Raw genomic sequence first — 13,068 nt, 5'->3', positions numbered from 1 at the left:
AGAACAATGAAAGGCATTTTTACCACCATATTGTTATTCTTCCTTTTGGGTCTAAGTGCTCAAACGCCAACCGCTGGGGACCTGGTAGCCATCCATAATGTCACCACTTTGGAGATGAACAGTATTTCCAATCCAGAAGAAGGTTCCATGGTCTATAATACCACAACGAGTAGTATGCATTTTTATAGCAATTCCGCCTGGGTGGAAGTTCCGAATGTGGCCAATAGCTATGTGGGTGCTTTTCAAATTACGGGAGCGGGTAACCAAACCATAACGGGAATACCCTTCCAGCCTACCAGCCTAACTTTTTCTGCCCATGCGAATGTGGAAAGCTTTAACCTAAATTCCGACAACGGAGTTGGAAACAATAACCGGACCCTTGCCAATGCCTATGGTTCCATGAACGGATTTGCCAGAAATGACGGTGGGACCATTGCTGAACAGGTCATTTATGTTGGCGGAAGCGGGAATTCCATAAACGACATCTCAAGATATGCTTCCAATTCCCACTCAATAGCACTGCGTTACAGTGATCAAAACGGAAATAACCTGGGAATTACATCAGCCACCGTAACAAGTTTTAACACGGACGGATTCACCCTAAACACAGACAGTTTTGCTGACGGAATCGTTGTCATATTTCAAGCATTTAGATAATCCATGATCATCATAAGACAATATATAAAACGATTACTTTTAAGCTCCCTAATGGTAGTTCCAACCCTTTTTTGGGGACAGACGGCCTTTCATAATTTTGGCAATATTCAGTTTCACGGTACCTCATCGGTCGGTTTTCATTTGGATGTAATCAACGATGGCGCTTTTGATAATAACATAGGGCTTACAGGGTTTTATAGCGGAAACCTGTTGACCGTTTCGGGCTCAAGTAACCCTATTTTCCAGGACATAGAAATTGTTGCTGACAATGGGTTGCTGCTGGAGACCTGGCTAGGGGTAACAGGAAATGTCAATTTTGTGGTAGGAGATGTTTTAACCTCCAAATCCAACTCTGCAAGCTATCTGAATTTTATAGACGATTCCTTTTATATGGGATCTGGTAATATGGCACATATCAATGGTTACGCAGGGGCAGCAAATAAGGAAACCATAACTTTTCCAGTTGGGGACGGGGAGTTTTTTCGATATTTGACCCTATCATCAGGTACAGCCAACACTTTGGCCAAATGTGCTTATTATCCCGAAGACCCCAATAATTCAGCATCATTGTCCCAACAATTCCCAACAGATAGTAAAGCCACTGAAGACCTCCAGGTCAGTACGCTGGAATTTTGGCGATTGGAAGGTAATCAACCTTCGGTAGTGACCCTTACCTGGGATACCAATAGTGCCGTGGAACTTTTGGCCGAAACGGTTGAAAGTTTGTTGGTCGTGGGATGGAACAAAACATCCAACCAATGGGAACGATTGGGCAATACTACCGTGTCCGGTAATATGCAAACAGGAAGTATCTCTTCAGAGACTTTTGTACCCAACGATTACGAAATCATTACGCTAGGTGGAACAGATGACCTTTTGGAACCGTTTACGGTTCTAGAACTTGACAATTACTTTATGACCCCAAATGATGATGGGGTAAACGATTTTCTTTTGATTGATGGTATTGAAAATGTTCCCAACAATGTCCTTAACATCTATAACCGTTACGGTGTGTTGGTGTATTCCAAACTAAACTACGCCAACGAATTTGACGGCAAATCAAATCGGAATGGAGTAATTAGCAAAGCTTCAGGACTTTCTGCAGGGGTTTATTTCTATGTCCTTACCGTAACCGATAATAAAGAGAAATACCAGGGGTATCTCTACATTTCCCAATAATAAAATTGAAAACAGAATTGGGATATATTCTGGCTTAAAAATACTTCTTAACTTGGTCAATAAATCAAATCCATGAAGCGAAGGACTTTTATTAAAAAAGCTTCCATTACAGGCTTGGCATGTGCCCTACCTCCATTGGTCCCCGTTTACTCCGATTCGGAATATTCCCTTGATGAATTAATCGGCAAAGCAGATATTGATCTTTACGGTAAAGGCATTAATTTAAGGGAAGAGGCCTATCATGCGTTCGTTGCAATGAAAAAAGCCGCCCTTAAGGCTGGATTTGATATTCAGATGGTTTCCAGCTATCGGGATTATTTTAGGCAGGAAGGCATATGGGAACGGAAATTTCTCCGCTACACAGAAGATGATGGTATGCAACCTTTGGATGCTATCGAGAAAATCATTGAGTATTCCACAATCCCTGGAACCAGTAGGCACCATTGGGGTACCGATATCGACATAATTGATGGTGGGGTAAAATCTTCCGGTGATGTTTTGGTTCCCCAAAAATTTGAAGCAGGAGGCCCATTTGAAGGGCTTAAACTTTGGCTGGATGAAAATTCCGAGGAGTTTGGTTTTTATCTTGTTTATACGGATGAACCCAAAAGACCTGGATTCAAGTACGAGCCATGGCATTATAGCTATGCTCCCATTTCAATTCCCATGTTGGAGGCCTATAGAAAAATCAACATTGTAAAAATGCTGCTAAGTCAGGATTTTATAGGGTGTGATTATTTTACTACTGGATTCTTGAGAAGTTATGTTCAGGATAACATATTAGGAATCAACCCAGAGCTTTTATAAGCTATTTTTTGTACTTTCATTTATCTAGAACACTAACACCATGAGAAGAGGAAGTTGGAAAATCCGAATCTTTATAGGATTGGCCATAGTTGCCTTTGCCTTTATCCAGCGTTGTAACAACAAACAGGAAAATCCATATACGGGAAGGGTACAGAATATAAACATGACCCCAGACCAGGAAATTGCGATTGGTCTTCAAAGCGCACCTGAAATGGCCCAACAACACGGTGGACTTTATCCAGACCAAAAGATGCAAGCCCTGGTAGATGCGGTGGGCAATAGATTGGTCCAAAATAGCATTGCCAGGGAAACACCATATCAATATGAATTTCATTTATTGGCAGATGACCGTACTATTAATGCATTTGCACTACCTGGCGGCCAATGCTTTATAACCTATGCCTTATTTTCCCAATTGACGGAGGCACAACTTGCCGGGGTTTTGGGGCATGAAATTGCTCATGTAATAGGAAGACATTCGGCGGAGCGTATTGCTGAAAGCAGTTTTTGGCAAACTTTGACCATGGGCGCCACCGTGGGTGCAGATATGGGAAATGTGGTAGGAAGTATTGGTCAAAATACACTACTGAAAAATGGAAGGGGAGATGAGTTGGAAAGTGATGAGTTGGGTGTCTTGTTTATGATTCAGGCGGGATACGACCCCTATGAGATGATCAGGGTCATGGAAATCCTGAAAGCGGCAGCTGGCCCTAACCGTGTTCCTGAATTTCAAAGTACCCATCCAGATCCTGAAAATCGGATTGAAAAGATTAAAGAAGCCATAAAAAAGTATTCAGGTCGATAGATTTACCTCATTTGTCGATTAAAAATGGGTGTTTCCAAGATTTGAATACCTTTGTAGTACCCAAATCAAACATGCTTTTCTTTAACCCATTTGTGCTATTAAACGAGAGGACATATGGGAACACTATTGCATTTTAAGCAGCTTTATTTTGAAGCATTCGATGACTGTAAGCCTAGTTATCTGGTATTATTTTTAAAAGGCTACGCGATTTTTTGCGCCATTTTGTTGTCAATGGCTCTATACGCATTCATGTTTAGAGTACTGACCGGCTTTGATTTTTAAGAACTTTCTCTTTTACAAGAACACTATAAGTAAATGAGCAAAAAGGCCCGTCCACATGGACGGGCCTTTTTTTGGATGAATAAACCCCTTTCTTTTATTTCTTCATAGCATCTTTCAAAACTTTTAATGCCTCAACAGCATTGGAAAGTTCTGCATATTTCTTTGCCGTGTATCCTTTATCGCACTTCTTTCTAAGGTTGGCACCGTTGGCAATAAGTACTTCAAGAATTTCAGTTTGATTGTAACGGGCGGCAAAATGGATGGGCGCCATTCCCAATGACTTTTGATTCACATCCTCACCCAATTCAATAAGTTTCTTTACAGTTTCCACATCCCCTTTTACAATGGCCTTACAAAAAGAGTTGATTTCAGCTGTAATCACAGTGCTGTTCAAATGGTCTTCAACCATTGCGGAATTTTCGTTGGCGTTAACGCCTGCAACCATGACCATACAGGCCGCGGCTACGCTTAGGATTGCTTTTTTCATGATGAATAATTTTTGATTAATGAAATGATTAATATAAAAGTAGACTCTATATGGAATCAAATGTTACAGCATTAACACTTAAATAACTAAACTTTAACAACAGCCTTTTTTTTAACATAAATAATTAACAAATCCTCAGTTAGAAATCTTAACAAACACTAGGGTATCCAGCGCATTCATGCTATTTTTGGGGCTTAATCCAACAGCATGAACAAGAAGGTAATCCTAATGATTTTGGACGGATGGGGAAAGTCTCCAGACCCCAAAGTTTCGGCCATTGAACAAGCCAATACTCCATTTATAGATTCGCTTTACACCCAATATCCAAACTCCAATTTGCTTACGGACGGCATGAATGTGGGATTACCCGAAGGACAAATGGGCAATAGCGAAGTGGGACACATGAATTTGGGCGCTGGGCGAATCGTTTATCAAGATTTGGCCAAAATCAATAAGGCTGTAGCGGAGGACACCCTTAAGAACGAGGAAGTACTGCAAGCGGCATTTTCCTATGCCAAATCCAACAACAAACCGGTGCACTTTCTTGGTTTGGTAAGTGACGGAGGAGTACATAGTCATATAGACCATTTAAAAGCCCTGATCAATGCTGCGGATGAAAGTGGAGTTGCCAACTCCTATATCCATGCATTTATGGATGGAAGGGATGTTGACCCCAAAAGTGGTAAAGGATTTCTAGAGGATCTTCAACAGTTTTGTTCGGATAAGAAAGCCGAATTGGCTACGGTCATCGGAAGATATTATGCCATGGATCGGGATAAAAGATGGGAACGTGTTAAGTTGGCTTATGATGTCATGGTCAACAATGATGGAGAAAAAGTCCAGGACATTTCCGCCGCCATGGAAAAAAGTTATGATGAAGGCGTTACCGATGAATTCATTAAGCCGTTGGTTTTGACCGATTCCAATAGCAAGCCCGTGACCCAAATATCGGAAGGGGACGTTATTGTTTTTTTCAACTTCAGGACGGATCGGGGGCGTGAACTTACCCAAGTTTTAAGCCAGCAGGATTTTCATGAACACAACATGCACAAATTGAACCTGCACTATGTAACCCTGACCAATTACGATGATTCGTTCCAGGGAATCCACGTAGTGTACGACAAGGAGAATATCAAGGATACTCTTGGAGAGGTACTGGCCAATAACGGTAAAAAACAGATTCGAATTGCCGAGACCGAAAAGTATCCCCACGTAACTTTCTTTTTTAACGGTGGACGCGAAGAACCTTTTGATGGCGAAAACAGGATTTTATGTCCTTCGCCAAAAGTGGCCACTTACGATCTTCAACCCGAGATGAGTGCCTATGACATTAGGGATGCCATAATTCCTGAACTGAAAAAAGGAGAAACCGATTTTGTTTGCCTGAACTTTGCCAATCCAGATATGGTTGGCCATACAGGAATCATGGAGGCTGCGGTAAAAGCCTGCGAAACGGTAGATGAATGCGCCAGGGATGTGGTAACGGCAGGTCTTGAAAACGGATATTCTTCCATTGTTATTGCAGATCACGGAAACTGCGACACCATGATCAATCCCGATGGTAGTCCAAACACAGCCCATACGACCAATCCCGTGCCATTAATTTTGGTCGATTCGGAAATTACATCCATCAAAGATGGAGTGTTGGGTGATATTGCACCTACCATCTTGCACTTATTGGGTATCCCTAAACCGGATTTAATGACTCGGAATTCTTTGGTATAAATTTCCTTTTTACGCTCTAAGGACGTAAAACCCTTGTGTTTATTGATTTCCGATTATCTTTGCACCCATGGTAAAAATTAAGACTGCAGAGGAAATTGAATTGATGCGCGAGAGTGCATTGGTCGTTTCCAGGACTTTGGGTATGTTGGCCTCGGAAATCAAACCTGGAGCCAATCCTTTGGCTTTGGATAAAATGGCCGAAGAGTTTATTAGGGAACAAGGGGCAGAACCAGGTTTTTTAGGGATGTACGACTTTCCCAACACCTTGAATTGGAGCCCAAATGCCCAAGTGGTTCATGGTATTCCCAACAACGAACCCCTTAAAGAAGGTGATGTTATATCTGTGGATTGTGGCGCCCTTAAAAATGGGTATTATGGTGACCATGCCTACACCTTTGAAGTGGGAGAGGTTGCCGAGGCTACCAAAAAACTGCTGAAGGTTACCAAGGAGTCGCTATACGTTGGAATCCGGGAATTTAAGGAAGGAAACCGGGTAGGTGATGTTGGTTTTGCCATTCAGAAGTACTGTGAAAGTCATGGGTATGGTGTAGTACGCGAGTTGGTGGGACATGGTCTGGGTACAGAACTTCATGAAGATCCCCAAATGCCCAACTATGGCAAACGCGGAAGAGGCAAGAAATTTGTCAACGGAATGGTCGTGGCCATTGAACCCATGATCAATATGGGCACCCGAAGAATAAAACAACTCAAAGACGGCTGGACTATCTTGACCGCAGATGGAAAACCTAGTGCCCACTTTGAGCATGATGTGGCTTTGGTAGACGGTAAACCCGAGCTTCTGTCCACTTTTCAATATATCTACAAAGCGTTGGGAATTGAAAGTGACGAAGAAGAAGAATTTAGACATCAGAACCTCGTGCTATAAAAGAAGGGTTGGTTAAATCGCCTTCCCATTCCATAAAAATCAACCTCGTTAAAATCAATAAACTGTATTGATATGACAGAGGTATTATATAAGCATGAATCTTACTTCATTATCGGACTTTGTATGGACGTTCATAATGAACTGGGCAAAGGATTCAGCGAAAAAGTTTATGGGGACGCGTTGGAATTTGAATTGAATGAAAACGGTGTTCCCTATACCAGAGAGACTAAGTTCCACATCAATTATAAGGGTAAGATGCTACGGCATCAATATTTTGCTGACTTTGTTGTTGACAACAAGATAATTCTTGAGATAAAAGCAATAAACTCCTTGACCCAAAGCCACGTAAAACAAACTTTGAACTATTTAGCCGTTTCAAAAATGAAACTTGGTTTGTTAGTCAACTTTGGAGAAGATAGTTTAATCTATCGAAGAGTTATCCTTTAATTATTCGTGTAAATTTGCGGAATTCGTGTCCAATAGCGTTAAGTTTGACACGAATTCCACGAATTTGCACTGATGGTTTTACCTACCTGAAGGTTCAATAAATAAAGCTACCATTGTCTAAAATATTTAAGTTCTTTCTTAACCTCATCCCAAGACCATGGCTCATTAAACTGAGCTATTGGGTGCGACCACTTATCGCACTTTTTTTAAGAGGAAGCACCTATACCGACCCCATTGATGGCAAAAGTTTTAGGAAGTTTCTTCCCTATGGTTATGAGAGTCCGAGGGAAAATGTGCTCTCCCCCTCTACCCTTTCCTTGGAAAGGCATCGTCTGTTGTGGTTATTTTTGAAAAACCGCACGGACTTTTTTAGTAAAGATTTGAGCCTGTTGCATTTTGCTCCTGAACAAGCTTTTTACAAACGGTTTAAAAAGCTTACCAATGTTACTTACACGACCACCGATTTAAATTCTCCTTTGGCAGATGTGAAAGCCGATATCTGCAAGCTCCCGTTTGAAAATGACACTTTTGACGTAATTCTTTGCAATCATGTGCTCGAACATATTCCGGACGATACCAAAGCCATGCAGGAACTGTACCGTGTTTTGAAACCTGGAGGTTGGGGTGTTTTTCAAATTCCGCAGGATTTGGGCAGAGAACATACTTTTGAAGACAATTCCATAACAGATAAAAAAGAACGTGCAAGAATTTTTGGTCAGTACGATCATGTCCGCATCTACGGAAGGGATTATTTTGATAAACTTCGAAAAATTGGTTTTACTGTAGAAGAAGTTGATTTGACCCAAGATTATTCTCCAGAAGAAATTGAAAAGTATAGACTTGCCAAAGGGGAAATTGTTCCCTTTGTGAGGAAGGCCTAATTTCTTATCAATTCATTAAATCCTGGAGTCATAAACTCCTTGGTTTCCCCATTGTCATCCAAAAAGATGATATATGCTTCCAAGTCATCCTCAGTTTCCAATAGTTTTTTTGAATCCACCAAATCCATGGCCATAAATGCGGTAGCATAGGCATCAGCTTCTGCACAATTATTAGCCACCACGCTAGCCGCCAATACACTGGAATTTTTGGTAAATCCAGTTTTTGGGTTGATGGTATGAACGTACTTTTCCCCTGTTATCGGATCCACACGGAATTTGCGGTAATTTCCCGAGGAGGCCATGGCCTTATTTTCCAAGGAAACAATCAACTTTAGTTGCCGCCCCACCTCTACTTGGGGGTCGTCAATACCTACGGACCATTTTTTGCCTGAAACCACATTGGTTCCCTTGGTCAGTACTTCTCCCCCAACTTCTACCAAATAGTTTTCGATTCCCTTTGCATCTAGCAATGCCCCCAAACGGTCTATGGCATATCCTTTGGCCACCGCGTTGAAATCAAAGCGGATGGAAGGGTGCATTTTGGAAATGGTTCCATCCTTATTTAGCTGCACCTTTTCCCAACCCACATAAGCCAGAAGGCTGTCCACCTTTAAGCTGTCCAAATCCATTTGTTCCCCAGGACCAAAACCCCAAGCATTGGCCAACACCCCTACCGTGGGATCAAAATACCCATCAGACGCTTTATGAACAGCACTGGATGTTTTAAAAACATCTTGAAACATCTCATCCACGATGATTGTGGAATCTCCCTCATTGATCCTGGAAATGTCCGAAGAGGGGATATAGGTAGACATGGACTGATTCAACACCTGGAAAACCGAGTCAATCTCTTTTTGATAATCCAATTCCCCATCCGATATATATAGGATTGAATAGGAGGTCCCCAAAGCAGCTCCCGCGGCCTGATTTTTCACCCAGGATTTGGGAGTGCATCCGACCAAAAACAATATACCAATACCAACAACGAATTGTTTCATCTCTTAAATCTCTATTAAACCTTGATAGTCGACTATATAGTCCTCATTTAGATAAACCGGCAGTTCTTGATTTGCGGCATTGGAAAGGCCAACACCCGCAAAATAGCATCTAGCCTCAAACTTAGTGGCCTGATCTTTTACTTTGCGCATCAACTCCCGATCATACTCCCTAGGGTTCTTCGGGTATTCTGTATTGCGAACCACAATAAAATGAAGAATCTTGTTCTTTAAGCATACATACTGCGGATTTTTCTTGGGTTTGCTGTTTATAGCCATAAATTCAAACCCATCTGCCTCCAATTCCCTGCCTACAATATTCATGGCCAAATTGTGCAATTCCTGCTCCGTAAGTCTTCTCCGTTCTCCCATATAAAAAAACCGATGCTTATCGCATCGGTTAGGTTATAATTACCTCTCGACTGCGCTCGAGGTGACATTGTTTTATACGTGATTATCCACCGAAGTCATCGAATCTGATGTTCTCATCAGGAATTCCGAAATCCTCTCCCATTTTTTGAACGGCTTTGTTCATCAATGGGGGACCACAGAAGTACAACTCAATATCTTCTGGAGCGTCATGGTGATCCAAGTAATTATCGATTACACAGTTGTGGATAAATCCAACAAAACCATCACCTTCCTCATCATTGATATCTTTTTTGACTTTCCAGTTGTCCTCTTCCAAAGGTTCCGAAAGCGCCATATAGAACTTAAAGTTAGGGAAGTTTCGCTCCAAATCCTTAAAATGCTCTATATAGAAAAGCTCTCTTTTGGAACGACCACCATACCAGTAGGTAACCTTTCTATTGGTTTTCAATGTCTTGAACAGGTGGTATAAGTGCGAACGCATTGGTGCCATACCTGCACCACCTCCCACGTACAACATCTCAGCTTCTGATTCATTGATGAAGAACTCACCAAATGGACCTGAAATAGTCACGGGATCACCTGGTTTTAGGTTGAAAATATAAGATGATGCCACCCCAGGGTTTACATCCATCCAACCATTTTTGGAACGATCCCATGGCGGTGTTGCAATACGCACATTCAACATGATTTCCCGTCCCTCAGCTGGGTAAGAGGCCATGGAATAGGCACGCTCCACAGTTTCCGGGTTTTTCATGACCAAGGGCCACAAATTAAACTTATCCCATTCGTTTTGGAACTTATCAGGGGTTTCGTGCTCCTCTGGGTGAGCCGTTATATCAATATCGGCATATTTTACTTCACAAGGGGGAATCTCAATCTGGATGTACCCTCCTGCCTTGTAGTTCATATCTTCTGGAATCTCCACCACAAACTCCTTGATAAAGGAAGCCACGTTGTAGTTACGCACCACTTTAGCGGGCCATTTCTTGATACCAAAAACTTCCTCGGGAATGGTGATTTCCATATCCTGCTTCACCTTCACCTGACAGGCCAAACGAGCCCCATGGTTCAACTCTTTCTTAGAGAAATGAGGTGTTTCCGTAGGTAGTGCTTCACCTCCACCAGAAAGCACATGGCACTCACATTGGATACAGGTACCTCCACCTCCACATGCAGATGGTAAAAATACTTTCTGATTTCCCAAGGTGGTCAACAAGGAACTTCCCGAAGCTACTTCTATTTGCTTCTCTCCATTGATGGTAATCGTTACTGGCCCCGAGGGAGACAATTTCTCTTTGGTGAACAGCAAAAGGGCCACCAAGAGCAACAATAAAATTAGAAATGCTACAACCGTGATTAGAATGGTACCTCCTGTGCTTGTGGCTAAAATCATCTTTATTTGTTTACAACGTCGTTATAGGAGACTGCTTTTTCTTCGTTTTCAATCTCTTTTTCAATTTCTTTTTCTTCAACACTTTCAACGGTGGTATTTTCCGTTGGTTCCGGAGCTTCGTTATCCCCAGTCAACATGCCACCAAAGCTTTGGAATCCAATGCCCATCAATCCTGTAATGATAAAGGTAATACCCAGACCACGTAGGGGCGCAGGTACATTGGAATATCTGATTTTCTCACGGATAGCGGCAATGGCCAAAATAGCCAAGAACCAACCTATTCCTGAACTAACCCCATAATTGAAGGCCAATCCCAAGCTTGGAATCTCTCTGGCCTGCATAAAAAGGGAACCACCCAAGATGGCACAGTTTACCGCAATCAAAGGCAAGAAAATACCTAAGGAGTTATACAGGGCCGGTGAAAACTTTTCCACTACGATCTCTACCAATTGCACCATGGTTGCGATGGTAGCAATAAAGAGGATGAATGACAAAAAGCTCAAGTTGTAGTCCGCATACTCGGGGCCCAACCAAACCAATGCCCCATCGCGAAGCAAATACTGATCCAACAGCCAGTTCAGGGGAACAGTTACAGCCAATACAAAGATGACCGCTGCACCCAATCCTACCGCGGTGGATACTTTTTTGGATACGGCCAAATAGGAACACATTCCCAAAAAGACCGCAAACACCATATTATCTATGAAGATTGACTTAAAAAAAAGTTCTAAATGCTCTAACATGTTATCCTATTTATGCTTCTTCAATTAATGCTTTGTTTCTGGAACGTTGTACCCAGATAATAATTCCAACCACAATCAATGCAGCAGGTGGTATGATCATGAATCCGTTGTTTTCATAACCTGTGGCATACAATCCCGTTTTTGCAATGGGATCTCCCAATACTGGAATCCCGAAAAGCGTTCCTGAACCCAATAATTCGCGGAAAAACCCAACAATGATCAGTATTACACCATATCCCAAAGCATTTCCTATTCCATCCAGAAAAGACTTCCAAGGTCCGTTACCCAGAGCAAAGGCCTCAAAACGACCCATGATAATACAGTTGGTAATGATCAATCCCACAAATACAGCCAAAGTCTTGCTCAGTTCATAAGCGAAAGCCTTCAGCACTTGATCCACTACGATTACCAAGGTGGCCACAACAATCAACTGTACTATAATCCTGATTTTGGACGGGATTATGTTTCTGAGCAAAGAGATGACCACGTTTCCTACCCCCAGTACAAACAGTACGGAGATGGCCATCACCACAGACGCTTTCAACTCTGCCGTAATTGCCAATGCGGAACATATACCCAATACCTGAATGGTGATGGGGTTGTTATCCGCCAAAGGGTCTAAAATTAGATTTGCATCTTTTTTTGAAAGTAGCGCCATATTACTTGGTTCTAATTGTTTCTAAATAAGGTTTGTACAATTTCAAGGTCTCCTTGATCATTGCAGTTACGCCGTTACCTGTAATGGTAGCTCCGGCCAGTGCATCCACTTCATTATCCTCTTTATCATTGTTCAGGGGGTCGTTGTTTCCTTTGACCACGGAAATACCCGCGTATCGGTTTCCGTCCAAAACAGACTCACCCACAAAGTCGTCCATGAAATAGCGAAGCTTAATATTGGCTCCCAATCCAGGTGTTTCACCTTTATGGTCGAAAACCACACCTTGCACCACCATATTTTCGTCCAAGGAAATAAAGCCCCAAATAGCATCCCAAAGTCCTTTACCGTACATGGGGATGATGTAATATTGTTTTCCGTCTTTTTCACCAATGAACAAAGGCAATTCAGCTTCATCACCATTTTTTATGATGTTGAGCTGCTTCTTCATATCTATAAGATAGGATTCCTCCTTCTCCTTGGCCTCTGAACCCACAACCACCAATTGTTGTTTGATGTATTTGGAAAACTCATCCTCCACAATATTAGTTGGAATGAAATTCACGCTTCCTTCGCCTTCATTTTGGTTGACACCCATGGCATACAGGATGTTCTGCTGCTTTTCAAAGCGTTCGTTCTCATCTATCCTAGGGCGCAGACCTGAGGCCAAAAATGCCAACAGGGATCCCACAACGACCACCATTACGGCAGCAAAAATTACAGTATAGGTGTTTTTTTCTGTATTGATTGCCAT

At 42.1% G+C, this 13,068-nt stretch carries 16 protein-coding genes; 9 read left to right on the top strand and 7 right to left on the bottom strand.

Translation table 11 applies throughout. From position 1 onward, the window contains the following. Positions 1-6 precede the first annotated feature (6 nt). From ACOOE0_RS10590 to ACOOE0_RS10570, 5 genes are all read left to right on the top strand, one after another. Positions 7-657: a hypothetical protein gene (locus ACOOE0_RS10590; protein ID WP_420398897.1), complete on the top strand. Its 651-nt coding sequence runs from the start codon at positions 7-9 to the stop codon at positions 655-657. Positions 658-660: 3 nt separating this feature from the next. Beyond that, on the top strand, positions 661-1,836 hold the full coding sequence (locus ACOOE0_RS10585; RefSeq protein ID WP_420398896.1) for a gliding motility-associated C-terminal domain-containing protein: 1,176 nt from the start codon (positions 661-663) through the stop codon (positions 1,834-1,836). A gap of 72 nt (positions 1,837-1,908) precedes the next feature. After that, positions 1,909-2,643, top strand: a complete 735-nt coding sequence (locus ACOOE0_RS10580; protein ID WP_420398895.1) for a M15 family metallopeptidase — start codon at positions 1,909-1,911, stop codon at positions 2,641-2,643. Between the two features lie 40 nt (positions 2,644-2,683). After that, positions 2,684-3,448 carry a M48 family metalloprotease gene (locus tag ACOOE0_RS10575; RefSeq protein ID WP_420398894.1) on the top strand — a complete coding sequence of 255 codons (765 nt, stop codon included), beginning with the start codon at positions 2,684-2,686 and terminating at the stop codon, positions 3,446-3,448. A 114-nt stretch (positions 3,449-3,562) separates the two neighbouring features. Next, positions 3,563-3,730 carry a DUF6747 family protein gene (locus tag ACOOE0_RS10570; RefSeq protein WP_313790998.1) on the top strand — a complete coding sequence of 56 codons (168 nt, stop codon included), beginning with the start codon at positions 3,563-3,565 and terminating at the stop codon, positions 3,728-3,730. A gap of 94 nt (positions 3,731-3,824) precedes the next feature. On the opposite strand, the gene ACOOE0_RS10565 is transcribed toward ACOOE0_RS10570, so the two are convergent. Beyond that, complete coding sequence (locus ACOOE0_RS10565; protein WP_420398893.1) at positions 3,825-4,217, bottom strand: ankyrin repeat domain-containing protein; 393 nt, start codon at positions 4,215-4,217, stop codon at positions 3,825-3,827. 207 nt (positions 4,218-4,424) lie between these two features. Here ACOOE0_RS10565 and gpmI point away from each other — a divergent pair, with 207 nt between their 5' ends. From gpmI to ACOOE0_RS10545, 4 genes are all read left to right on the top strand, one after another. Further along, positions 4,425-5,942, top strand: a complete 1,518-nt coding sequence (gpmI, locus tag ACOOE0_RS10560; protein ID WP_420398892.1) for a 2,3-bisphosphoglycerate-independent phosphoglycerate mutase — start codon at positions 4,425-4,427, stop codon at positions 5,940-5,942. A gap of 67 nt (positions 5,943-6,009) precedes the next feature. Continuing rightward, positions 6,010-6,828 carry a type I methionyl aminopeptidase gene (gene map, locus ACOOE0_RS10555; RefSeq protein ID WP_420398891.1) on the top strand — a complete coding sequence of 273 codons (819 nt, stop codon included), beginning with the start codon at positions 6,010-6,012 and terminating at the stop codon, positions 6,826-6,828. Between the two features lie 72 nt (positions 6,829-6,900). After that, positions 6,901-7,275 carry a GxxExxY protein gene (locus ACOOE0_RS10550; protein ID WP_420398890.1) on the top strand — a complete coding sequence of 125 codons (375 nt, stop codon included), beginning with the start codon at positions 6,901-6,903 and terminating at the stop codon, positions 7,273-7,275. Between the two features lie 113 nt (positions 7,276-7,388). Beyond that, the gene (locus tag ACOOE0_RS10545) at positions 7,389-8,156 is read left to right on the top strand and encodes a class I SAM-dependent methyltransferase (RefSeq protein ID WP_420398889.1); all 768 of its coding nucleotides are present in this window, start codon (positions 7,389-7,391) and stop codon (positions 8,154-8,156) included. Here the strand turns inward: ACOOE0_RS10545 and ACOOE0_RS10540 are convergent. The 6 genes from ACOOE0_RS10540 to ACOOE0_RS10515 form a co-directional block, all read right to left on the bottom strand. Further along, entirely contained in the window at positions 8,153-9,154 is a 1,002-nt protein-coding gene (locus tag ACOOE0_RS10540; RefSeq protein ID WP_420398888.1) for an FAD:protein FMN transferase, read from the bottom strand. The two genes, ACOOE0_RS10545 and ACOOE0_RS10540, sit on opposite strands and share 4 nt — an antisense overlap. Positions 9,155-9,157: 3 nt before the next feature. Further along, positions 9,158-9,523 (bottom strand): Na(+)-translocating NADH-quinone reductase subunit F, encoded by a 366-nt coding sequence (locus tag ACOOE0_RS10535; RefSeq protein WP_420398887.1) that lies wholly within the window; start codon positions 9,521-9,523, stop codon positions 9,158-9,160. A gap of 82 nt (positions 9,524-9,605) precedes the next feature. Next, positions 9,606-10,916 carry an NADH:ubiquinone reductase (Na(+)-transporting) subunit F gene (gene nqrF, locus ACOOE0_RS10530; RefSeq protein ID WP_420398886.1) on the bottom strand — a complete coding sequence of 437 codons (1,311 nt, stop codon included), beginning with the start codon at positions 10,914-10,916 and terminating at the stop codon, positions 9,606-9,608. Between the two features lie 2 nt (positions 10,917-10,918). Beyond that, positions 10,919-11,659: an NADH:ubiquinone reductase (Na(+)-transporting) subunit E gene (nqrE, locus tag ACOOE0_RS10525; RefSeq protein WP_420398885.1), complete on the bottom strand. Its 741-nt coding sequence runs from the start codon at positions 11,657-11,659 to the stop codon at positions 10,919-10,921. 10 nt (positions 11,660-11,669) lie between these two features. After that, positions 11,670-12,317 (bottom strand): NADH:ubiquinone reductase (Na(+)-transporting) subunit D, encoded by a 648-nt coding sequence (locus tag ACOOE0_RS10520; RefSeq protein ID WP_138838421.1) that lies wholly within the window; start codon positions 12,315-12,317, stop codon positions 11,670-11,672. Position 12,318: 1 nt separating this feature from the next. Then, positions 12,319-13,068, bottom strand: coding sequence for a Na(+)-translocating NADH-quinone reductase subunit C (locus tag ACOOE0_RS10515; RefSeq protein WP_420398884.1), 750 nt, complete (start codon positions 13,066-13,068; stop codon positions 12,319-12,321).

The sequence above is a fragment of the Flagellimonas sp. genome, assembly GCF_965215805.1.
GTDB lineage: Bacteria > Bacteroidota > Bacteroidia > Flavobacteriales > Flavobacteriaceae > Flagellimonas.
The sequence above is the reverse complement of the archived record's forward strand: the minus strand, read 5'-3'. Positions and strand labels throughout refer to the sequence as shown.